Source organism: Chloroherpetonaceae bacterium, assembly GCA_033763895.1.
Classification (GTDB): domain Bacteria; phylum Bacteroidota; class Chlorobiia; order Chlorobiales; family Thermochlorobacteraceae; genus JANRJQ01.
On sequence record JANRJQ010000010.1, the window covers coordinates 518,605 to 541,684 of the forward strand.

Annotated in this window: 17 protein-coding genes; 9 read left to right on the forward strand and 8 right to left on the reverse strand. The window is 39.9% G+C overall.

What is annotated here, in order from left to right; translation table 11 throughout:
- Positions 1 to 2: 2 nt before the first annotated feature.
- The 6 genes from SFU91_10290 (at position 3) to SFU91_10315 (ending at position 9,242) form a co-directional block, all read left to right on the forward strand.
- On the forward strand, positions 3 to 980 hold the full coding sequence (locus SFU91_10290) for a glycosyltransferase family 2 protein (protein MDX2129411.1): 978 nt from the start codon (positions 3 to 5) through the stop codon (positions 978 to 980).
- A 79-nt stretch (positions 981 to 1,059) separates the two neighbouring features.
- Positions 1,060 to 3,927 carry a S8 family serine peptidase gene (locus SFU91_10295; protein MDX2129412.1) on the forward strand — a complete coding sequence of 956 codons (2,868 nt, stop codon included), beginning with the start codon at positions 1,060 to 1,062 and terminating at the stop codon, positions 3,925 to 3,927.
- Entirely contained in the window at positions 3,927 to 4,802 is an 876-nt protein-coding gene (gene bshB1, locus SFU91_10300; GenBank protein MDX2129413.1) for a bacillithiol biosynthesis deacetylase BshB1, read from the forward strand. The genes SFU91_10295 and bshB1 overlap by 1 nt, the downstream gene beginning before the upstream one ends.
- Positions 4,803 to 4,837: 35 nt before the next feature.
- Positions 4,838 to 6,553, forward strand: a complete 1,716-nt coding sequence (locus SFU91_10305) for a tetratricopeptide repeat protein (GenBank protein MDX2129414.1) — start codon at positions 4,838 to 4,840, stop codon at positions 6,551 to 6,553.
- Between the two features lie 12 nt (positions 6,554 to 6,565).
- Positions 6,566 to 8,350: a M14 family metallopeptidase gene (locus tag SFU91_10310; GenBank protein ID MDX2129415.1), complete on the forward strand. Its 1,785-nt coding sequence runs from the start codon at positions 6,566 to 6,568 to the stop codon at positions 8,348 to 8,350.
- A 22-nt stretch (positions 8,351 to 8,372) separates the two neighbouring features.
- Positions 8,373 to 9,242, forward strand: a complete 870-nt coding sequence (locus SFU91_10315) for a hypothetical protein (protein MDX2129416.1) — start codon at positions 8,373 to 8,375, stop codon at positions 9,240 to 9,242.
- Between the two features lie 28 nt (positions 9,243 to 9,270).
- Here the strand turns inward: SFU91_10315 and SFU91_10320 are convergent, their stop codons facing one another.
- The 5 genes from SFU91_10320 to SFU91_10340 all read right to left on the reverse strand — a co-directional run bounded on the left by SFU91_10320 (position 9,271) and on the right by SFU91_10340 (position 13,608).
- Positions 9,271 to 9,945 (reverse strand): phosphoribosylanthranilate isomerase, encoded by a 675-nt coding sequence (locus tag SFU91_10320; protein MDX2129417.1) that lies wholly within the window; start codon positions 9,943 to 9,945, stop codon positions 9,271 to 9,273.
- 9 nt (positions 9,946 to 9,954) lie between these two features.
- Entirely contained in the window at positions 9,955 to 10,542 is a 588-nt protein-coding gene (gene pyrE, locus SFU91_10325; protein ID MDX2129418.1) for an orotate phosphoribosyltransferase, read from the reverse strand.
- 29 nt (positions 10,543 to 10,571) lie between these two features.
- A complete protein-coding gene (gene def / locus SFU91_10330) occupies positions 10,572 to 11,126 on the reverse strand; it encodes a peptide deformylase (protein ID MDX2129419.1) in 555 nt (184 codons plus the stop codon).
- A 184-nt stretch (positions 11,127 to 11,310) separates the two neighbouring features.
- On the reverse strand, positions 11,311 to 12,858 hold the full coding sequence (gene dnaB, locus SFU91_10335; protein MDX2129420.1) for a replicative DNA helicase: 1,548 nt from the start codon (positions 12,856 to 12,858) through the stop codon (positions 11,311 to 11,313).
- Between the two features lie 114 nt (positions 12,859 to 12,972).
- Positions 12,973 to 13,608: a uracil-DNA glycosylase gene (locus SFU91_10340; GenBank protein ID MDX2129421.1), complete on the reverse strand. Its 636-nt coding sequence runs from the start codon at positions 13,606 to 13,608 to the stop codon at positions 12,973 to 12,975.
- Positions 13,609 to 13,811: 203 nt separating this feature from the next.
- On the opposite strand from SFU91_10340, the gene SFU91_10345 reads away from it, so the two are divergent.
- From SFU91_10345 to SFU91_10355, 3 genes are all read left to right on the forward strand, one after another.
- A complete protein-coding gene (locus tag SFU91_10345) occupies positions 13,812 to 14,348 on the forward strand; it encodes an NADH-quinone oxidoreductase subunit J (GenBank protein MDX2129422.1) in 537 nt (178 codons plus the stop codon).
- A 63-nt stretch (positions 14,349 to 14,411) separates the two neighbouring features.
- Positions 14,412 to 14,990 (forward strand): hypothetical protein, encoded by a 579-nt coding sequence (locus tag SFU91_10350; GenBank protein ID MDX2129423.1) that lies wholly within the window; start codon positions 14,412 to 14,414, stop codon positions 14,988 to 14,990.
- A 136-nt stretch (positions 14,991 to 15,126) separates the two neighbouring features.
- Positions 15,127 to 16,113, forward strand: a complete 987-nt coding sequence (locus SFU91_10355; GenBank protein MDX2129424.1) for an SDR family NAD(P)-dependent oxidoreductase — start codon at positions 15,127 to 15,129, stop codon at positions 16,111 to 16,113.
- 67 nt (positions 16,114 to 16,180) lie between these two features.
- On the opposite strand, the gene SFU91_10360 is transcribed toward SFU91_10355, so the two are convergent.
- From SFU91_10360 to SFU91_10370, 3 genes are read right to left on the reverse strand one after another with little or no spacing between them, the layout of a single operon-like run.
- Entirely contained in the window at positions 16,181 to 18,787 is a 2,607-nt protein-coding gene (locus SFU91_10360) for a penicillin acylase family protein (protein ID MDX2129425.1), read from the reverse strand.
- Positions 18,788 to 18,834: 47 nt separating this feature from the next.
- Positions 18,835 to 19,545: a response regulator gene (locus tag SFU91_10365; GenBank protein ID MDX2129426.1), complete on the reverse strand. Its 711-nt coding sequence runs from the start codon at positions 19,543 to 19,545 to the stop codon at positions 18,835 to 18,837.
- A 34-nt stretch (positions 19,546 to 19,579) separates the two neighbouring features.
- Positions 19,580 to 23,035, reverse strand: coding sequence for a PAS domain S-box protein (locus SFU91_10370; protein MDX2129427.1), 3,456 nt, complete (start codon positions 23,033 to 23,035; stop codon positions 19,580 to 19,582).
- Positions 23,036 to 23,080: the final 45 nt, after the last annotated feature.

Genomic DNA, 23,080 nt, shown 5'->3' on the forward strand with positions numbered 1-23,080 from the left:
CAATGGCAAGTGAACACCAGCCTGATATCTCGTATGTTATTCCACTTTATAATGAGTCGGAATCGTTGCCGGAATTAATTGATCAGATTAAAGATGCGCTGACGAAAAGTAATCTCGCAACTTTATTTGGACGAAAGCCTCAAATTGAAATCCTTTTGATTAACGATGGTTCTTCCGATGGTTCCGATAAAGTCGCCAAACAATTAATCCAAAAAAATCCGGAGATTAAACTTATTTCCTTTAGAAGAAACTATGGCAAATCGGCAGCTTTAGATGCGGGATTCAAAGAAGCAAAAGGAAGATATGTGATTACGATGGACGCCGATTTGCAAGACAGCCCTTATGAAACCGAACCTCTTATTAGAAAGGTAGAAGAAGGCTTTGACCTTGTCAGCGGTTGGAAACAAAAGAGATTTGATCCACTGAGCAAAACAATCCCCTCTAAACTGTTCAACTTTGTGACTTCCCGTCTTGCTGGAATTCCGATTCATGATTTTAATTGTGGTTTAAAAATTTACCGAAACGATGTGGTAAAGTCTGTTCATGTTTATGGGGAAATGCATCGATATATCCCTGTGCTTGCGAAATGGAATGGCTTTACTGTATCAGAGCTTGTGGTTGAGCATCGTGCAAGAAAATATGGTTCAACTAAATTTGGAATCAGCCGATTTTTTTATGGTTTTCTTGACCTGCTTACCGTCCTTTTTATTACCAAATACATGAAGCGGCCGATGCACTTTTTTGGTGTATTCGGCATTATCTGCACATTTAGTGGATCTGCCTTAGGATTGTATCTGACCATCGAAAAGCTTTTTTATGATGCCTATTTAAGCAATCGGCCGATGCTTTTTCTCTCAGTGCTACTCATTATTTTAGGAGTTCAACTCTTTATGGGTGGTTTGTTGGGAGAAATGATTACAAAATCTTATCACCGCGTGGAATCGTATTTGATCAAAGAAAGAATCAATTTTGAAAATTGATTCCATTTACTCCCTTCCTCCGTTCTTCATAAATTGAATTTTTATTCATTTCCCGATGACTGATAATTTCAAATTGAATATGAAACGACTGCTTCTAAGGCTGTTTGTTAGCTTTTTTTCTCTTTCCCTCTCCACACCTGCCCTATGCCAAATCGAATTGATGGAGCTTTTGGAAGAAAAGCCGGATAAAAACGCGATGCAAGAATGGTCATTTATTTCAAGTTCAACTTGCGGTATAAATTCATTTAAGAGCAAGTATCCAAATGCAAATGGCCGAGGGGTACTCATTTTTATTTTGGATACGGGTGTTGATATGGGAATCCAAGGGCTGCGTCAGTTGCCAAATGGAAAACCAAAAGTTGTTGCAGCGTATGATTTTTCTAGTTCTGGAGACATCGCACTAATGAGTTACACGGTTCCGGTTTCAGGAGACATCATTCATGAAGGAAAGCCCTTTAAAAGTCTTCAAAAGCTTCTAAGGCTATCACAAAACGAGAAAGTGTATTTAGGGCTCTATGACGAAAAGAGAAGACAAAATGCTGATGTTTCAGATTTAGATCTTGATGGAAAAAGTGAAAGTGTCTTTGGTATTGCAGTGGTTGAAACCAAAGAGGGACCGAGATTTTCAATCGATACCAATGGGGATCACAGTTTTGAAGACGAGGTTATACTCGCCAATTATTCTCAGGGTCTTAAGTCGGTTTCGATTAAGCCTATTCCCAAAGATCAAACCCCGCTGATGCAACTTGCAATCGAGGTAAATATTAAGAATCTGGTTGCTTCAATTCATGCAGATGACGGGGCGCACGGCTCTCACTGCGCCGGTATCGCCGCAGGTTTTAACATTTTCGGCTCCGATTCTACAAATGGATTTGATGGAATTGCGCCGGAATCTGAACTGATAAGTCTTAAAATCAGCGAAGGGAACATTGGCGAGCTTTCTACAACCGGAAGCATTTTAAGCGCGTTTCAATTTGCCGCATCTATCTCTGACACAAGTGAAAAGCCGGTGGTTGTCAATATGAGTTTTGGTGTGCCGTCGGTTTTTGAAGGAAACGCAGTGATGGAAGAAATCTTAGATACGATGATATTGAATCACCCCAATCTCTATGTTTGTCTTTCTAACAGCAACGAAGGGCCCGGCCTTTCAACGACAGGGTTACCCTCAGGCTCATGCGAAGCAATTTCAGTGGGAGCTTTTTTACCAAGCGAAGTTTCAAGAGATGTCTTGGCAAATGAGATTCCTGAAGGAAAAATATGGGGTTTCAGCAGCAGGGGAGGTGAGTATGCGAAACCGGATGTGCTTGCACCGGGAACAGCGTTTTCAACCGTGCCACCTCATACCATTTCACCCTTGATGAGTGGAACGAGTATGGCTTCGCCGTATGTCGCAGGATCAATAGCGCTTTTACTATCACAATTAAGAGCCGAGGGTTTCAACACACGGGATTTTCCACAACGCGTTATCAAAAAAGCATTAATAGAATCGGCTACACCTCTAAAGAGATATTCGTTTCTTGATGCCGGTGCGGGTTTAATGAATTTGCCAAAGGCATACGAATTATTGAAGACGATGGCAAAATTCAAGACGCAGCGAGACATTATTTCCTATGACATTCAATTTATCCAAGCGTCCACTACGCCAGAACAAAAAGTACGAGCGGGGTACTATCGCCAAGGGTTTTTTCCCGAAGAGGAATTGGTAAGTGTAATGCCAAAATTTCCTTTGACCGAAGAAAGTCTTAAACGAAATACATTTTCAAGATTTATTGAGTTACAAAGTTCAAGTGATTGGGTTTATCCCGTTCAAAAACGATTGCTCGTAACAGGCGTTACAGGTGCAGATATCGCCTTAAAGTTTAGGAAAGAAAAGCTATCAAAACCGGGGATATACACGGCAATAATCAAAGCGTTTGCTGTAGATTCTAAAAAGGGACGAAAGAATCTTTATTCGGAATTTGAATTGCGAATTACGGTGGTTATCCCTTATCCAATGGGGCAAAATGGAAAAATTGAGTTGAAACAACTTCAAGTAAACGAAGGTGAAACTAAACGATATTTTGTTTCCATTCCCCCATATACGCCGTCTTTTCAAGTAAGTGTGAAAGGAAAGAAGGAAAAAAAGGCGAGTTGTATGGCGGTCTTATGCGCACCGGAAGGTAAGGTATTGAAATCAATGTATCTTTCATCCGGCGAAAATAGTGTTGAAGAACTGATATCAGCAAATGATCATACCGGAGGAGTTTATGAAATTGTTTTGACAGGGAGCGAAACTGCTAAAAGGGAAACCTCTGAAATTGAGTTAACTATTCAAACGGAACCGATTTCAATTGAATTTACTGCATTTGGCGAAAGGCGAGGGAAGATTTCTCTCTACAATCGAGGCATAGATAGAGAGCCAATAACACTTTCAGTAAAAGAAATTGGTGCTTCGAGAACTTGGATAGATACCGTATTTGCAACAGAAGAGAAAAGTCGAAGGAGAATACCCATAACACTAAAGCCTTCAACGAAAAGTATTTCTGTAAGTTTAGAGTTAAGTTTGAAAGACTACAACAAGAATACAGATATTGCAATTGCCTTTACAGATAGCAACGGTAGAAGAATAGAATATCAAACGGTTGGGAATTTATACACAACGATTAAGACATACAATCCCTATTCTGAGGGAGGAACAATCTGGCTTGAGATTTATTATGGCTTTGCAATAAAAAGTGAGAGCGAAGTCGCAATCTTGAAACTTACAGAAACTCAATTCTCACTTCCAAAGGAAGTAGAAATGAATCGATTGTTTTTGAATTTACTTCCAAATTCTCTTCAAGAAGAAGAAATCAAAAGTGATATGAATTCCAATTTTAGCGAGATCTACAAGAAATTGATTCAAGTTCGAGTAGTTGGAAAGAAAGGTGGCGCAATTCGAATTCAAAAAAATTTTTTATTACCCTAATGTTACGAAAGATTGGAATCGAAATCCCGTTAAAGAAAGGAAACCCGACAAAAGAACTTGGGCAACAAAGCTCAAAACAAATTGATATTGGGGAAAATCTCAATAGGAAGAAATCAAAGAAAAAAAGTCTCCAATTAACAGAGTCTATGACGCTGCACGAAAGTGTTTATGCCTTGGCGTTTGGAGCTCACCCCGATGATGTTGAAATTTCCTGTGGTGCAATCTTACACAAAATTATTCGGGAAGGGAAAACCGTTGCCGTTTGCGATCTAACCGAGGGTGAAATGGGAACGCGTGGCACAGTTGAAAAGCGATACATAGAGTCAGCGGAGGCATCAAAAATTATTGGATACAAAACCCGTTTGAATTTAAACTTAGGCGATGCAACCTTTGAAGTCAATACAGAAAACCGAGAAAAGTTGGTCAAGATGATTCGGCACTTTCGACCCCACATCGTTTTCGCCCCGCAGGTTCGGGAGAGGCATCCCGATCATGAACGCGCAGCTGGATTGATCAAGGATGCTTGTTTTTATGCAGGACTGAAAAAAATTGAAACGGTTTTTCAGGGGCAACCTCAAGCAAGGCATCGGCCGCAATATCTCTTCCATTATCTCCAAGATCATTTTGAGATTCCACATCTTATTGTTGATATTTCAGAGGAATTCGAAGTTGGTATGAATGCTATTCTTGCCTTTGAATCGCAATTTTATTCACCCCTCTCGCATGAACCAGAAACCTTTATCAGTAGAAAATCCTTTTTGGAGAGTCTTGAGGCAAGAGCAAAAACTTTAGGGGAAGTTATCGGGGTTAAGTATGGTCAAGGGCTGCTTTATGGTAAACCTTTAGGAATTAGTCACTTTAGCCGAGTGTTTTAATCGATCTAACGAGCAAACTTTACCTTAGTGCCGTTATGGCTCATTCACAAAAAGAGAATTACTCATCCTGCTTTGGCGTTATTCTCATTCTATTTTTCTTTGTTTTTTTACAATCTCAGTCATTAGCTCAAACCCAAGATGATCTCTTTAGGATGGGAAAGGAGGAATTTGAGCGAAAAAACTTTTCAAAAGCACTTACCTATTTTTTAAGTGTTTATAAAACTTCCTCTCAAACCAAAGGCTTAAACGAAGCACTCGGTGAAACCTACATTGCCCTTGAAAGAGCGTTCGATGCAATACCTTATTTGACTAATGCCCTTCGTGAGTCTCCCGAAAACGCGTCTCTTTACTTCAACCTTTCTTTGTGCTACGAGCTTACTTTTCAGGAAAGGGAATCAATTGTAGCGCTAAAGGAAGGACTGAAGCTTGACTCTGCAAATACCGGTGCTTTGATTCGCTTAGCCAATCTAGAAATGAGAGTTGGCAATCATCAAGAGTCGCGTCATGCGTTGGAAACACTTATTCAGAGATTGAAACAAACTGCAAAAGTGAAACCCGATTCTGCAGAAGTTTTTCTAAATCTTGGAATGGGTTATTTGCTTTTTGGGGAGTGGGAAGAAGTTGAACATGCGCTTTCTGTTTTGGAAAGATTAGGTAGCCCACTTGTTTCTGAACTAAAGTCTTTTATCGACTCTCAATTGAAACAAACAGGCCCAGAGGTCAAAGAAATCAAATTGATGATTCGAAAAAAGCCAAAGGACGCGGAATTATATCGAAAGCTTGGCGGGGTTTTGCTCTATACAAAGCAATATGAGCAAGCTGAAGATGCCTTTAAGAAAGCGGTTGAATTAGATTCTCTGAATGCGGCATCCTATCGTTCACTTGCTTATTTATACTTAAGAACCAAGCGATATCGGGATGCGGAGCAAATGTTTGAGCAAAGTACTCGATTAACACCAAGTGACTCGCCCGAAATTCTCGGTCTCCTTGCGCATTTAGGACATACGAGGCTCAATATTTCTAAAATCAAGGAAGCACTCCAAGCTTTTCAGTATGCGCTAACACTCGCTGAAAACATGAATCCAAAAGATGTTGGTAAATTTACTACAGAGCTCGCTTACATCTATTTTGGAATTGCTGTTGGGCGTTATAATAATGAACAAATCAATGAAGTGAAATGGGTCGCGAATCCATTTTCATTTCGAATTGAAAGTTTGGAAAATCGAACTTTTAGCATATTCCCACCCCATTTGAGAAGATTTGAACCAATCCTTGCCTCACTTTCCGATGCCTTGCGGTTGAAGAATGACTTTGCTGAGGCCTATGCCTTCAAGGGTGTCGTTCAACTTCACTTAGGGGATAATGCTGCAGCAGCAAACGCATATCGAGAAGCAATAAAAATCAAGCCGGATTTTGCCGAAGCCTATGCCGGACTTGGCGCGTGTATTTCAAGAATGGGAAATGATGATGCCGCAATCGCGTTAATTCTCAATGCCATTGCTCAAAAAAAGGATTATGCAGATGCTTACGCCTTACTGGCAAAGCTTTATGAACGGCGAAATCGAATTAAAGAAGCAATAAGTACTTACGAAAAACTTTTAGAATTTGAGCCCAACAATGAAAAAGCCCATTTTGATGTTGGACTCTTGTATGGAAAAGTAGGCAACTCTCAAATGTTGCTCAAACATTACTATATCTTGCAAAAATTAAAATCGCCATTAGCTGAAAGGCTTTACAGAGCTAAGAATTAAAATCAAGAGACAATGACAAGTAAGAAAGCAAAAACAAATCAGAGAAAATCACCCGCCCTTTTAACCGTTGCTGAAAAAACGAACTACACCGCAACGTCGAGATTTGCAGATGTGGAAACTTTTCTTTTTGAATTGAAATCCCTTTGCCCACAAATGAGCTTGACCACTTTTGGGTCAACAACTGAAGGGCGACCTCTCTACCTTGCTGTTTTTTCGAATACCAATGTGAGAACCCCAATTGATGCAATAAAATCAGGTAAGCCAATTGTACTTCTTCAAAATAATATCCACGCCGGCGAGGTTTGCCCGAAAGAAGCTTCAATGATACTCATGAGAGACATCGCATTCGGAAACTTAAATGAGCTTTTGGAAAAACTTGTCATTCTTGTTGTTCCGGTTTACAATGCAGACGGCAACGAGCGAATAAGCGAAGCCAATCGCCTTTCACAAATAGGGCCTGAAAATGGTGTTGGGATTCGGACAAATGCCATCGGGCTGGATTTGAATCGTGACTACATGAAAATTGAAGCGAAAGAAACATTGCACCTTATTCGCGATCTTTATGTGGCGTGGCAACCGGATGTCATCGTTGATGGTCATACCACAGATGGCTCAAGGCACGGTTATGATTTGACTTACGGCTTTCCTCAGAATCCAAACGCGAATAAAGGACTTATTGAGTTTACTCGAGATATCATGCTTCCTGAGGTATCAGAAAAAATTAAAAAGGATACTGGGATTGATATGTTTTTTTATGCCGATTTCGTGGATTTCAAAAATCCAAGTGCCGGTTGGGCAACCTACTCCCATCATGCTCGTTACGGCGCAGCCTATGGCGGATTGCAAAATCGAATTTCAATTTTGATGGAAACCTACTCTTATGTTTCTTTTAAAAAGCGTGTGGTGGCTGCGTATCATTTTATGCGAGAGTGTTTGGAATATTCAGCACGCAATGACAGGAAAATTCGTGACATTGTTTCAAGAGCAGAGCGAGACGCCGTGAGGAGAGGTGAGAATTATGATGAAAATTTGAATCGGATAGGGATTGAAATCAAGAAAGTTGCTTTTGATAAAAAAGTCTCCGTTATCGGCTATGAAATTGCCGAGCGTAAAAATCCTGATGGAAGTGTACGATATGAAGCGACTAAGAAAAAGAAAGTTTACGAAGCGCCTTATTTCGGGAAGTATGAAATGACGAAAACCGTCACTCGGCCACTGGGTTACTTTATCCCCAAAGCAGAAAGAAGAATTGTTGAAAAGTTGCTTCTGCACGGGATTGTTGTAGAAACTTTACTGAGAGAGTTTCGCATTAAATGTGAATTTTATGACGTTAAATCCGTAAAGGCATCTGAACAATGTTTTCAAGCACACCGCGAGGTTACTGTTGAAGTAGAACGCAAACCAATAACGCTCACATTAAACAAAGATGACTTTTATGTTCCAATGAATCAAGTATCCTCACATGTTGTAGCAGGTCTTTTGGAACCAGATTCCGACGACAGTCTCGCACATTGGAATTATTTTGATAATTACTTGACCGGAAAACTTCGTTTTGAAAAGGATTTCGTTACCGAGTACGAATACAACCTCATTGACCTCCCCCGAACAAAAGAGATTTATGAAAAATTGATTGATAAAAATCCATCGTTAAACGAAGAGCGAAAGAAAGAAGAGAAGATGAAATTTTTCTGGACAGCCGTTGGATATGGAAATGAATTCAATAACATTATTCCTGTTTACCGTCAGATAGAAAAAAAAGTAATTCCCTCGATGCTTTTTAATCATGAAAAGAACTAAAGAAATGAGAAGGCATTGTTTGATGCGAAGTTCGATTCATTTTTCATTTTGGGTTTCAAACCTCACCTTCTGGGTAGGTTTGTTTTTATGTTCAGCATTGGTTTACGCGCAGCCCTTTAAGCTAAAGAAGGTGAATCATGTAATACGAATTTCAAACCTTAATTCTTACCCTGATTTTCGTTTTTTTGTTTTTTACCCTCAATCTGAACTGATGCAAAGTGGAGATGAAATATCCTTTGATGCAACGGGTTCTGTCATTCGTAAAAAGCCATTGCCTTTTGAATTGATAGAAGATGGCTTAGTGTATTCTTTTGGCGATATAGTTTATGCGCCTAATCCTCTTCCTTTATCTGAAGATTCATTACTTGCAATTTGGAGAAATTTTGAAATAGGCACTGAAAATGTTGAGAACATCAAGAAACTGTTTCAATCACAACTCCCATTTTTATCGGAGCCGAATACACAAGCAGCAATCATTGATTCGTTGGATGACGAAAACCCCGCGATTGCCATCAATGACCTATTTGAGTTACAATGGAGTGAACAAGACAGCACATTTGAATTGGTGCTCCTTTCAAGGCAATATGAATTTGATGGCGGGAAAAGTCGAATAGCTTCGGAATTAGAATTAGCCTCGGCTCAAAACGCTATGAGAGACGCCGCTCGGCGGAAAATCAAAAGACCAACCGAGACCATCTTTAGCGATAGAAATGGAAAACGAAAAGTGATTAACAATATAAATGGCAATAAGCTTATCCAAGAGATTGATGAACCTGAACAAAGTTCACTTTTGTACATTGCCATCATATTCCCAGTCGTGTTCGGGCTTTTAGGTTGGTATGTTGTGGTTGGAAGAAAGAAGTGGATAGAAAGAAATCGTGGTAGTCTTTAGAAATCTAAAGTCAAAATAGATGAGGATTTTAAATGCGATCATAAAATGCGCGCTTTGCTTCCGAAATAAACGCTTTTAATTTTTGAGGCGATTTTCGACCGGGAAGCTCTTCAACGCCGCTCGATACATCAACCCCGTCTGGTTTGAGAGTCAAAATCAAATCATACACATTTTGAGGCGTGAGACCTCCAGCAAGAATCACCTTACAGGTTTTTTCAAATGACTTGATTCCATAGATTATCTTTTTTGCATCAACCAAAGGAATCGAATCGCCTGTTCCGCCAAAAGCAGTTGGTGAAAACGAATCAATCAAGAATGTATTGCAGTTCAACTGTTCTAAAATTTTTTTTGCAATTGGCTTGATTTCCTCTGAAGTGCCTCTTAGTGCGGGAAGAATAGGTAGCTTGAATGCACGGAGCAAAAAGAGATTATCGGAAGAAAAAAAATTATGATGGTGAAATTGCGCGTGGGTTAGGCCGGTTTCATACAGCAATTTTTGAATTTCAGGAATAGAATGTTGGACAAAAACACCAACTTTTGCAATTCTTTCGGGAAGAGCGTTAATAATAGGTTCAATGTTATTCGGTGAAATATATCGTGGGCTTTGAGCGTAGCAGATAAAACCGATTGCATCAGCCCCACATTCGATTGCATGTTCTGCATCCGAAAGATTTGTAACACCACATATTTTAACTTGAAACATCGTTTGGGGTTACGAGACAGGTTTAACTCGGCTTCCGGGTTTCATTGCGGGGATTCTAGCCAAGCTTTCTGGTATTGAATCGTGAGGGTAAGCAACCACATTCATTTTTAATAACGAATACTGATCTTTGGATAACACGACTGCACCGTTGCTACGATCAACTATAAAACCAACTCCAGCAACGATTCCGCCATATTCTTCCACGAGTTTCATCACTTCGCGAACCGAGCCGCCGGTGGTAACCACATCTTCAACCACCAAAACGCGTTCTCTTTCTTGAATTTCAAATCCTCTTCTGAACTTCATCATTCCCTCCGTTCGCTCGGCAAATATGGTTCTTTTGCCAAGTTGTCTCCCCACTTCAGTTCCAACAACCACGCCTCCCAAAGCCGGAGAAGCCACAACATCAATTCCTTTTTCAAGAAAATGAGAAGCAATTGGTGTGCACAAAAGCGTGAGATAATTTGGATACTGAAGCACTTTTGCACATTGAAAATAATTCGGGCTATGCAATCCTGAGGATAAGATAAAATGCCCTTCAAGCAGAGCACCGGTTTTTCTGAAAATCTCGAGAACTTCTGACTCGGAAGGCAACATCAATTTGTAAGTTAAAATTGAAAAAGAATTTACACAGTCAGTGACTTTTCCGCTAATACATATTCTGCTTCTGCATCACCACGCAGGATTGCTTCAAGTTCATCTTTATGGGCTTTCTTCAATTTTGAATCGAGCTTTTCAACAAAGAGTTCACCATTCAAGTGATCCAGTTCGTGTTGAATCACGCGCGAAACCAACCCATCAAATTCTTCGATATGCTCATTAAAATTTTCATCACGATATTTGAGCTTAATTCGATCGGGCCGTGTGACGGTTTCACGAACACCCGGAATTGAGAGACAGCCTTCTTCCATTGTAAATAATCCGTCTGCTTCTAAGATTTGTGGATTAATAAATACCATTGGTGGAATTTCTTCATACTTTTCAATGATCGAGACATCGATAACAAGCAAACGAATAGAAACCCCGACTTGAGGGGCAGCTAAGCCGATTCCACTTGCTTGTTCCATTGTCTCAAACATATCCGTGATAAGTTTGCGGGTTTTTGCATCAACCCCTTTCAAGGGTTTAGCTGTCTTTTTTAAGACTTGATCGCCGTAGGTATAAATCGGAAGAATAGCCATAAAGAGTATAAATTAAATTTCTCAAAGTTATTGAAGTCGATGAAATAATCATTGGTTCAAAAGACCTAAAATCGGTTTCGAAACTCAATAGGTGTCACGAAAAAAATCACTGTTTCCATTTTCTAAAAGTTAATCAATATTAACAGCCTTCGATTGCGAAGCGTTCTTTCGTTTGGTTCTAGTGTTAAAATGGCGCGTCATCCGGATTTAATCGATTGTCAGGTAGCATTGGAGGTGTGCTTTGAATGATATCTTCAGCGGCTCGAGCTGATTTGAGTTCATCACGAGGGGAGAAATCGGATTTTGAATAGACGGAGGAAAGCGATTCAAATCGGCCGAACTGCCGCAGAAACTTCAATTTGACTTCACCGACCGGTCCATTGCGTTGCTTGAGAATATCAATGACAATGATGTCTTTGGTGGAACTACCGTCGGCGAAGGCTTGCATACCGTAGCTTTCGGGGCGAGAAAGCGCAATCACGACATCGGCATCTTGTTCGATACTCCCCGATTCGCGAAGGTCGGAGAGAAGCGGCTTCTTATCGCCTCCACGCTGCTCGATTGATCGATTGAGCTGTGCAAGTGCAATGACCGGAATTTCAAGTTCCTTTGCAAGTGCTTTAAGAGAACGAGAAATCTGCGCAATTTCTTGCTCCCGATTTGCTTTGTTATCCTTGACAGGTGTAACAAGTTGAAGATAGTCGATGATAATCATCCCAATCTTCTTCTCCATTTTCATTCGGCGTGCTTTAGCAGCCATCTCGATTATTGAAATTCCGGGCGTATCATCGATATAAATTTCAGATTGTGAAAGTTTATCGATTTGTCCAGCGATTCGAGTCATATCGGCTGAAGATAACCGTGCGGTGCGAACAAGGGTTTGGTCGGTCATTGTTTCAGCACACAGCATTCTTTGAACAAGCTGCACTTCCGACATTTCGAGGCTAAAAAATAGCACAGGTTCTTTGCGTTCTACGGCAGCATTACGAGCAAATGCAAGCGCGAGTGCCGTTTTACCCGTTGATGGGCGAGCGGCAATGATAATCATATCGGAGCGCTGAAAACCCGCCGTTAGGTTGTCAAGGTCTCTGAAACCCGAAGCCACACCGGTGTAAGTTTCCTTCCGTTTCTGTAAGTCTTCAATTTGCTTTACAACGACTTTCAGCAAAGTTTTCAAATCGGAAGCTTTCTTGCGAATCCCTGCCTGAGAAATCTTAAATACTTGTTGAGAGGCCTGTTCTATAAGATCAAAAACATCAAGCGATTGTTCGTATGCAACTTTTGCGATTTGAGAGGAGGTAACAATTAAGCTTCTGTAAAGATATTTTTCTTTTACGATGATGGCATAGTACTCTACATTAGCAGCCGTTGCGACTTTATTTGAAAGTTCGGCTAAGTAATAATAGCCTCCAATTCGTTCTAATTCTTCGCTACGCTTGAGCTCATCGCTTAGTGTGATGAGGTCAATGGCTTCACGGCGAGTATATAATCGAAGCATTGCTTTGTAAATGGTGTCATGCTTGATCTCATAAAAGATTCGATCTTCATTGTCGCCAAAAACATTGATAACCCGCTCAATGGCATCGCCTTGAATGAGAATACAACCTAAAACTTCTTGTTCAATATCAATGGCCGCCGGTGGCACACGCCCTTCCTTTGACCAATCGATATCTTCGCGAAACATTCCTCGCCGCGATTTCAAGAGTTTATCCAACGGAAAGTTGGCACTCATATCTTGACTTTTATCGATAAATCCTTCTGACATTCCTGCTTATCCATTCAATTTTAGACATCACTTCCACTAAAAATTCGAACTACGCTTAAAAAGAACCCCCTTCTTTTAGAATTAAAGGGCAGCATATTTTTCGTCATAAATTTTTCTTAAATACTTCATGTCCTCCCAACAAAGAGGTTTCCAATTGGGGTTGCGGAGCAACGCCGCGGGATGAAAGGTTACAATGACATCGAGCTCTTTCCAACGATGGATTTTTCCACGCATTGAAGACATAGAATGTGTGTTTTCCAAAAGCGTATTCGCAGATACTTTTCCCAAACACAAAATTATTTTTGGGCGGATTATTTCAATTTGACGAAAGAGGTGAGGAATACATGCGGCGATTTCATCTCGCTCAGGGTTTCGATTTTCCGGAGGGCGCGATTTAACAATATTTGCAATGTAAACATCACTTCTTTGGAAGCCTATGGACTCAAGTATTTTATTCAAAAGCTGTCCTGAACGCCCAACAAAAGGTTTCCCTTGTTCGTCTTCGTCAGCGCCCGGAGCTTCACCAATCACAAGCAATTTTGCATTTTCATTTCCATCACCAAATACATAATTCTTTCGTGTTGCCCCTAACCGACATTTTTGGCAATACTTTGTGGCTTCATAAAGCTCTTGAAGCGTTTGATACTTTGAAAACTCACTGTTTGACCCTTTTGAAGAAGGCTCAGGAACTAAACCGAATAAATCTATCTCTGACATGAATGACAACAATTTCTAAATCATAGGAGAAAGAGGATGAAAAAAGCCGCGATATCAGCGGCATATTGGAAAGATAGCCTATTTGAGGAAAAATTTAGAATTCTTTTTCTTTATCAAAACAAAAGAAGAAAGTCGTTCCAAATTTTCTAAATTTGCGACTTCTTGATTAAAGTTAAATAAGTTACTCAAATTCGAAGTCATCGATGGATTTGCTATCAGTTTCCTTTTTACTGTTTGCCTATTTAGGAGCACAAGTTATTGTCGCTACGATTGGAACAGTTTGGGCAAAAAACCCCGTTACAAGCGCACTTTTTTTGGTACTTAACTTCTTTTCGCTCGGTGGGCTTTACCTATTGCTCGAGGCACAATTCATTGCTGTTGTTCAGGTTATTGTTTATGCCGGTGCAATTATGGTTCTCTTTTTATTTACCATAATGCTTCTAAATTTAAATGATGATCGATCGTTAAGAGAAAAGTTTGACCTGAAAAAGGGGTTTGCCGTACTTCTTTCGATTTCATTGCTCCTTGAGCTTGGGTATATTCTTTCATTAAAGATTACTTTACCGAAGTCTCCTGATCCTTTGTTAGGTTCTCAACTAGGGGAGGCAAAAACAATCGGAAAAGCGTTACTAACAGATTTTTTATTTCCATTTGAGGTGATTTCTGTTCTATTACTTCTCGCCGTGATTGGGGCAATCGTCTTATCAAAGAAAAATTTTCCTGAAGAAATCACGCCATAAAATATTTTTATGCGATATCGGGATTAAGCTAATTTTATATACTAAATCAACATTTTGATTCAAATGCGCGTACTTACTTTTTTGTCATTCGTGAGTCTAATTGCCATTGCCTCTGCTTGCGGGCCAAATGCCGTACAAAAGAAATTGATTGAACAAATCACCATTGTTCAAAAATCGCTTGAAGATAACTTGACTGCTTTAGAAGCAAATTCAGAGTACTTAGTCAAAGAGCAAGCTGAATTTGAGGCTACCGGTAAAACGCTTCGTAAGAAACTAGGAAAAGCAGATTCACTTTACTCTGTTTTGCTTAAGGCTCACGGAAAAGTAGCGGAAGGTCTTAAAGAAAAAACCGATAAACTGAAAAGCATTAATGATGAATACAAGTCGTTCGTTGAGAAACTAAATGCGCCGGTTAGTTTTACATTTGATGTACGTGAAATTGAAAAGGATTACGCGCTTCTCAAAACTGAGCAAGAGAAACTTTCTGAAGAAGCAAAACCCGCAATGTCTGAGCACGAAAGGCTTGAGGAGCAAATGAAAGCCCGATTATTAGAAATCGAAACATCTTTGGCTTCAGTCAATTCCCCGGTGTCGAATGCGGCTTCGGCCAAATCGTCCGCACCAAAGAAGACAAAACCGTAAAACAAAGCGGAAAAATTGTCTTTTTTCTTGCAAATTGTCTTTGGCAGAGATTAATCAGGTTTAATCGCAAAATATGCGGATTTCTTCCGTATAGGCGGTTTCTCCCTTGAAAACAGCTTTCTGGGAGGAAGCAAGTATGAATGTATTAGTAACCGGTGCTTCCGGATTTATTGGAGCAAATGTTGCTCGCAAACTCGTTGAAAAAAAGTTTCCCGTTACACTTCTTGTTAGAGAAAAATCAAATCTCCAAGCAGTTGATGATATTTTAGACAAGGTTACCCTTCGCTACGGCGATGTGACCGACCGTAAATCGATTTTTGAAGCGATGGAGGGGATAACCAATGTTTATCATTGTGCAGGAAAAGCACATATCGGCGGAGGAAAAGATAGACAGCTATATGCAATCAATGTTGAAGGGACTCGAAATGTCTTAGAAGCAGCTATGCATGAAGAAGTCAAAAAAGTGGTTTATACCAGTTCTGTTTCTGCAATTGGAATAACCGGAACTAAAGAGCCGGCCGATGAAAATCAAGATTGGAACTTGGATGAACTCAATGTCACTTACTTCAAAACCAAACACTTGGCAGAAAACGAAGTAAAAGTCGCGGTTGATCAAGGGTTGGATTGTGTTATTGTGAATCCAAGCTATGTTTTTGGTGAGTGGGATGTCAATTTTAATGCAGGTCGGTTAATTAAGGATTTATACTTTCATAAGATTCCGGTTTATCCTACCGGTGGCATCAATGTGGCTGATGTACAAAATGTCGTAAACGGTCATTTAGTTGCAATGGAAGGGGGCTTAAAAGGAGAGCGATATATTCTTGGAGGAGAGAATCTTACCTATAAAGAAGTATTTGATACCATTTGCAGAATAGTGAAAGCGCCTCGTGTTTGGCTACCACTATACAAAAGCTTGGTTCGTTTGTTTGTAAATCTCACGGCCGATATGAGAATCCACAGAAAGATTAGTGCGCTTGCAAATCGCGAAATTTTGGAATCCTCTTCAAAATATTTTTATTACTCATCCAAAAAGGCCTACTCTACACTCGCTTATCAACGCACACCGTTTGATGAAAGTATCTTTAGGACTTTTAATTGGTATAAAGAAAAAGGATTGTTGTAGATGAATTTAACCATTTTCAAAAGTCTCTTCTAAAAGCCTTTGCCTCACAAAGGCTTTTTTATTTTCCTTATTCCTCTTTTGGAATAAGGAATGTGCTTGGGTAATCGGTATCAAATATCAGAAGGGGGTTTGTTGGAACGGATTTTAACTTTCCCTGAAGCCAAAGCGGCATCTGGTCTCTGTAATATTTGCTTAACGGGTGACCTGAGTTTCCGCCCGGAATAATCGAGAAATAAGAATCCGTTATGCTGAAATCGATGACCCTTCTTCCACTTGCCCCTAATGATTGTGAAGCAGAAAGTAAGGTGTTTTGAATTGGTAAGGGTTCAGAAAATCGATATTCACCGTTATTGATGGTAGTTGAATGACCACCGGTTTCAAAAGGTCCGATGTTAAAGATATTCTCGGGGGCTTTGCTTGAATTTTTCTTTCGAAGGCTCGATCCAAGAAGATGTGGAAGGGTGAGTTTATGAATTTTTCCCCATCGCCATTCTGTTTCATCAGTGCCTAAGTTTTTTTTCAAAATCAAAACGGCTTCAGAGAAACTTTTTCGAATAATATCATCTCTCGTTTCTAAGGCAGCGGTTTGACGATTATCGAACAAAGGGTGAAATGTCACTTGATCAACCGCAACACTATCAATAACGATTGAAGTTACCGTTGAATCTTTCATCATTCGTTGAATCACCCGAATCGGTGCGTTCACTAAGGCGAGATATTCAGAAAGGAGTTCATCGCCCAATTCGTCTTGAAAAGTATTGATAAGGAGTTGTCTATAAAATTGGGCATAGATTGTTGCTGCGATAGATGTTTGTTCAAATCCAAAATGCCAATTTTTGAGATACTCGAAAGCGGTTTGAGTAGATGGGTCAAGAGTGGATTCGACCGCACGCAAAACATAAGGAATGAGCTCTTTTGCGGAAGGAGAAATGAGGTCGTTTTGAATATTTTGGAATTCTTCTGTTGAAAAATCATGTTGCGAATTCAAAAGTTCTGCAATGCGTTCGGCTCGGCTTGAGGGCTCCCAAAGTGAAGAGATGTAGTATGGATAATTGCTCTTGGTTGGTTTCTGATTTGCAGTAACAATTAACCCTGAATTTGGGTTATAAATATGAGGCAAGTTTGAAAAGGGAATAGATCCTTGCCAAGCGTCGATTGGGTTTGTGGCACTTCGCAATCGAAAACCCACTTGGTCTGTTCTTATCGGAATAATCCCTGCAGCTTGATAACCAATATTGCCGGAAGAATCGGCATAAACAAAATTTTGAGCAGGCATTCCAAAAGTTGTAAGAGCAGATTTGAAGTCATTCCAATCTGAAGACTTCATAATTCTATAAAGTGATCCGATTTCATCGGTTAATGTAGACCCTGTCCAAAGCATCGAAATCATATAATTATCAAGAATTGGGGATTGTAGGGTAGGGTTCATTGAATTTCTTTCAGGTCTGAAGGTTACTCCGTTTGAAGTGATAAAATATCGATGCGAGATACTCGCCGCATTTTTGATTTTAATTTCTTCAACAATCTCTTGAGTTAGAAGTGGATTCTTGAATTCACTTGGGTCGAGATGAAGAAAAAAGTCGCAATCATCTGCCATTAAATTGGTCATTCCCCAAGCTATCGAAGGTGTTTTCCCAAATATGATTGTAGGGATTCCGGGCAAAGAAAAACCGGCAACATTGATTTTTGAGTTTGGCGAATAGAGATGCATCTCATACCACCGCGCCGGAGCGGTAAATCCTAAATGCGGGTCGTTGGCAAGCATTGCTTTTCCAGATTTTGACTTCGAAGGGCTCACGACCCACGCATTACTTCCCAAATGAGAACCAAAACTGCCAAAAAGAAGCCTGAATTCGGTATCAATTTTTTTTAACTCAATGAGTTGAGAAATCACTTTTGACTTTTGAAAAGCAGGTCGTTTTTTTGATTTGTTATTTGTCGAATCAAATAATGAAACAACTTGGGCGGTTTGTAAAGAATCAAGAATTGAATTGCGATAATCTTCATACTCGGGGTAAAATAGCATTGCTGATTTTACCCCAAGTTTAGAGGCAATTTCAGCTAAAACAATATCAATGTGCCAACTGAGATTCAACTCCCAACCCATTAATCGAAGAATTTCAAGGGTATTTTGCGGTCTCCAATATTCAGGTGTATAACCTAATAGTTCAAATTCTAAAGGTAGGCGCTCTTCACCGGAATGAATTTTTTGAAGGTAAGCATTTACTCCATCGCAATAAGCCTGAATGATGCGTCGAGTCGATTCTTTAAGTGGGCTTGAACGAGAAAACCACAAGGAATCAGCAATTCGTCTTAACCCCACCGTCCTAAAAAATTTATCAAGCGAAACCGTTTCTTCTCCATAGATTTCAGAGAGTCTTCCTTCTGAGGCCATTCGTTGAGATTCCATTTGCCATAGGCGTTCACGGGCGTGAGTGAAACCTTGCGAAAAAAACAAATCATGTTCAGAATCGGCAAGTATATGTGCAACTGCGAAGTCGTCGTAAGTAATTTGAACGGTGGATTCAAGCTCTCCTTTATTGATCTCGAAGCGGGAGGAATAATCATGAACCGAGCTTTTCATGATACGTATGAAAAACCAAGTCATTGAAATTAAAAGAAGGACTGCCGTAAGGGTTATGCCATTAAAGAGTTGTTTTCGGGCGCGCTGCATCAAGAAAAAAGTAAAGCCTGAGAATTCTCAGGCTGTGAATGAGTGAATTAGGCAACAAGCAAGATTTTACTTGGCTTCGAATTTCTAAGCGATTCAAGGGCATCTAATCCGGTAAGACCATTATACGCCACGCTTTTGAGTTTTCCTTTATCGTATTTGAGCATGCCTTCATAATTTTTTTCTGAGGTAAAATGTATCGAAGCGGTTTGCTTGCTGAAAACCATATAAGCCATTGCTTGAGAGAGTGAATCAAACTGTTGTGATGCCAAAGAAGAACTGCGTTCCACAGCAGATTTCATTGCCGGTTGAGGTGCAATTACGGTAGGAATTGAATCTTGAACAACGGGTGGTGGTAATTCTTCCAAAGTGGGTGTCGACGAAGTTTGTTTAATATTCAAATATTCCTTTACCAAATTTCGTAATTGATTGACATCAGGCGGTTTCAAGAGGTATGAACTCGCGCCAAGGGCTAAAGCTGCCATAATCAACTCTTTATCTGAAAGCCCACTGCAAACAATTGTGGTTGGTAACAATTGCCCCGATTGCTCTACAGCCTCTAAAAATTCAATGCCATTCATCTCAGGCATGAGCATATCTAGGAGCAATAGATTATATGAACCGACTCGTAGTTTCTCTAATCCTTCTGTGCCATCGTAACAACTCGTAAATACAAGTTCGGAAGAGACTTTTCCGAGCGCTGCTTTATAAATGAGGTGAGCGCCGCTATCGTCGTCGATGATTAATATTTGCTTTGACATTGTATTCACGTGATTGACTGTAATATAAAAAGTTTTAATTGCTTTGTTTTATTTGCAAAAGTTTCTGCAAAGAAGATTCGTAAGCAGGCTCAAGTGCATGAATAAGAAGTTCACATTCGCTTAGATTCTCATGTTGTGCATTCACTTCAATTTTATGGGCGAAATCGCCGAGTTTTGCCGCTCCGATATTCAAGCTTGTTCCTTTGAGTGCATGTGCTGCTTTTCTTAATAGCGGTGCATTAGATTCAGAATAAAGCAGTTTAACCTTTTGAATTTGTTGTGGGACTTGTTGAATAAACAAATCGATTAATTCATTGAGTAAAGTGCCGTTACCTACTGATGGTAGGGATTGAAGCATTTCTATCGTTGATAGATTGAGAATATTTTCTTCAACCGAAATTTCAAATATTGAATGATGATGAGCCGGGGAAGGTGAACGTCCGCTTTGAATTACTGCCGCCCAATATTCGATCATTGCAGAAACTGTGTCGATCGTGATAGGTTTAGCAAGGAAATCTTTCATTCCGGCTTGAAAGCAATTATCGCGATCTGTTTGAGTTGAATTCGCTGTCATTGCAAGTATAACCGGCACTTTCTCCGAAGGAAATCGCTTAAGTATTTCTCTTGTTGCTTGAAGTCCGTCCATTTCGGGCATTTGAATATCCATAAAAACAATGTCATAATACCTTTGGTCAAACAAATGCAGTGCTTCGATCCCATTAGTAGCCACATCGGCATCATATCCTAATTTCTTTAGGATACCAAGTATCACCCGTTGATTGATGGCATAATCTTCAGCAACCAGAATCGAAATGTCATGTTTCTTATACGGATAGGTTCCTTCAATGGCAATTGGGCGAGCGGCATTGGCAGAAGAGAGAACCTTTTGAAGCGCTAAAAGTGTTTTTGAATGTCGTACTGGTTTGACCAAAACAAAATCAAAGATGTTCATTTTTGAAACTGCATCAAACGATTGTTGAAAGCACAGTACCCCTAATCGAGTCCCTGTTTCTCGTGCTTGATGAAGATAGGCTATTTCTTCTGCTGAAATCGGTTTATCTGAAAGCGAAAGAATAATAACATCGGGATGATTTCCCTTTTGGGTTGTCAAAATAACCTCCGAAAGTGAGATGTTAGGTATTACCGATAGACCTTCGTTAAGTAGAAATTGATTTGACGCTTGTAATGCCATTGGTCGTTCATCTACCCAATAAATTTTAAGTTGAAGACCAAATGCATCAAAGTATCTAGCTTTTTCTTGTGTGTTTTGACTTTGCGCCGATTGAATTTGCAGTGGAACCGAGAAGGTAAAAATCGATCCTTTACCTACTTCACTGGAAACTGAGATTTTCCCTTTCATAAGCTCAATCAATTGGGAGGATAAAGCAAGCCCTAAACCCATTCCTGAATAACGGCGGTTAAAGGCTCCTTCGAGTTGAGAAAACGGTTTGAACAACTTTTCAGCGAGTGGATTTGAAATACCAATGCCTGTATCATGAACTTCAAATTCAAGTGTGATTTGCTCATGAGAGGCCTCTAACGGTCGAACACGAATGTGTACTTCACCTGTTTCAGTAAATTTCACTGCATTTGAAACGATATTGCTTAACACTTGACGGATACGAATTCCATCACCAATGAGAATCGGAGGAATGGTGGGATCAATTGAATAGGAAATGTCTAAACTTTTTACAGAGGCTTTCAAAGAATGTTGTTCAATTGAACTGATGATGGATTCTTCCACATTAAACGGTTGGGGTTCAAGTTTTACTATACTTGCCTCAAGTTGTGAAAAGTCAAGAATATCATTAATCAATGAAAGAAGACTTTGCCCGCTGAACTGAATATTTTCAAGATACTGTTTTTGTTCGTTTGAAAGGGGAGTTTGTGTAAGAAGGCTTGTCATGCCGATAACTCCATTTAAGGGAGTTCGTAATTCGTGGCTAATTGTTGCAATGAATTCTGATTTTGCTTTACTGGCAAGTTCTGCCGCTTGCTTAGCCGATTCAAGTTGAAGTTCAAATTCCTTTCGCTCCGTGATATCAGTATGAGAGCCGGCAATTCGATAAACATTCCCATTGGCATCCCAAACACCAACACCTCGGCTATATACCCACCGATAGCTCCCGTCTTTATGTCGAAATCGGAATTCAACTTGATATTGATTTGTCTCTCGTCGGATGTAACTATTTAGCGCTTTAACAACACGCTTTTTATCTTCTGGGTGAATCAAACTTTCCCAAACCGAGAAAGTATTTCCCAATTCATGATCGGCATAGCCAATCATTTGTTTCCAACGAGAAGAGTAATACACTTTATCATTTTGGAGATCCCAGTCCCAGATTCCATCGTTAGAGCCTTCCACCGCCAAAGCGTAACGTTCATTTGCTTCTTGCTCTCGCAGTTCAAGCATCCGTTCAGTAGTGATGTCATTGATAATTCCGATGGTGCCGATGGTTTCGCCTTCATCGTTTTTAAGAGCAGAGAGATTCAGCATAATCACAAGTTCTGTCCCATCGATTTTACGTTGTTCCAAAATGCCTTTCCAATTTCCATTGGTTGAAAGCGAATTGATGATTTTTGAACTGACTTCAGCAGTCAATTGAATTCTCAGAGCTTCAGAGAGTGTTTTCCCGATGGCTTGTTCCGCGCTTAGTTCAAAAATCTTTTCGGCGCTTTTATTCCAACCTCTGATGATAAAACTGATATCGGTAGCCACGATAGCTTCATCAACATTTTCTAAAATGGTTGAATTGTATAACGCGGTTTCATAAGCCAAAACATATTCGCTGACATCGCGAATAACACACAAAATCACCAACGGCTTACCTAGGGAATCGCGCATGAAAATTCGATCCCGATTCCGTAAATACCTGATGACCCCACTTGATGTTCTGATTCGATAATCAAGTTCGTGAAAAGGTTTTGCAAGTGCAGCCGGTACGGAACGAAGAAACTCAAAGTGTCTTAAAACCTTGTTGAAGTCTTCCCTTAAAACAATCTGACGATAAAATGATTGCAGAAAATTCTCTTTTGGGTCGATGTCTTGTTCAAGAAAAAATTGAAGAACTTCGTTCGAGTAAATTATTCGATCACTTTGAATATCATACAGCAAAATTGATGCGGGAAGTGATGCGAGAACTTGATTGGCTCGCTCGACACTGTCAATCGTTTTACTAATGACCCCTGTTTCAAGTTTTTCGATGCTCGACCAATCTTCACTATTCTGAAGCGAGAAAAGATTTTGAGAGCCCAGATCACTCTCTACCTTTGAGCCTCTTAACAAAACAGTATAAATTCCAATGAGCGCCAAAATTACGGATGAGCCCAAGGCAAAAACTTCAAAAAGAAAGTCGCCTAAAATGATGTATAAAAAAGTGAAGAGAAGAGCTGTTAAGGATAAAAACAAAATAAAAGCATAGGGAATTATCTGCTTCCAATTGTTGAACAAAGGGGTTTGTACGCTTTTATCTGTGTTTAATGTTGGCATTTATCCTCGAAGGAAATTCAAAAATACTTATCGGAAAAAATTACC

Coding starts and splice junctions, on each gene's coding strand:
- pyrE (MDX2129418.1), bottom strand. CDS start 10,542: ATGTTGCCTTCCGAGTCAGAAGTTCTCGAGATTTTCAGAAAAACCGGT.
- SFU91_10320 (MDX2129417.1), bottom strand. CDS start 9,945: ATGTTTCAAGTTAAAATATGTGGTGTTACAAATCTTTCGGATGCAGAA.
- SFU91_10345 (MDX2129422.1), top strand. CDS start 13,812: ATGGATTTGCTATCAGTTTCCTTTTTACTGTTTGCCTATTTAGGAGCA.
- SFU91_10290 (MDX2129411.1), top strand. CDS start 3: ATGGCAAGTGAACACCAGCCTGATATCTCGTATGTTATTCCACTTTAT.
- SFU91_10295 (MDX2129412.1), top strand. CDS start 1,060: ATGAAACGACTGCTTCTAAGGCTGTTTGTTAGCTTTTTTTCTCTTTCC.
- SFU91_10370 (MDX2129427.1), bottom strand. CDS start 23,035: ATGCCAACATTAAACACAGATAAAAGCGTACAAACCCCTTTGTTCAAC.
- dnaB (MDX2129420.1), bottom strand. CDS start 12,858: ATGAGTGCCAACTTTCCGTTGGATAAACTCTTGAAATCGCGGCGAGGA.
- SFU91_10305 (MDX2129414.1), top strand. CDS start 4,838: ATGGCTCATTCACAAAAAGAGAATTACTCATCCTGCTTTGGCGTTATT.
- bshB1 (MDX2129413.1), top strand. CDS start 3,927: ATGTTACGAAAGATTGGAATCGAAATCCCGTTAAAGAAAGGAAACCCG.
- SFU91_10350 (MDX2129423.1), top strand. CDS start 14,412: ATGCGCGTACTTACTTTTTTGTCATTCGTGAGTCTAATTGCCATTGCC.
- def (MDX2129419.1), bottom strand. CDS start 11,126: ATGGCTATTCTTCCGATTTATACCTACGGCGATCAAGTCTTAAAAAAG.
- SFU91_10340 (MDX2129421.1), bottom strand. CDS start 13,608: ATGTCAGAGATAGATTTATTCGGTTTAGTTCCTGAGCCTTCTTCAAAA.
- SFU91_10365 (MDX2129426.1), bottom strand. CDS start 19,545: ATGTCAAAGCAAATATTAATCATCGACGACGATAGCGGCGCTCACCTC.
- SFU91_10315 (MDX2129416.1), top strand. CDS start 8,373: ATGCGAAGTTCGATTCATTTTTCATTTTGGGTTTCAAACCTCACCTTC.
- SFU91_10355 (MDX2129424.1), top strand. CDS start 15,127: ATGAATGTATTAGTAACCGGTGCTTCCGGATTTATTGGAGCAAATGTT.
- SFU91_10360 (MDX2129425.1), bottom strand. CDS start 18,787: ATGCAGCGCGCCCGAAAACAACTCTTTAATGGCATAACCCTTACGGCA.
- SFU91_10310 (MDX2129415.1), top strand. CDS start 6,566: ATGACAAGTAAGAAAGCAAAAACAAATCAGAGAAAATCACCCGCCCTT.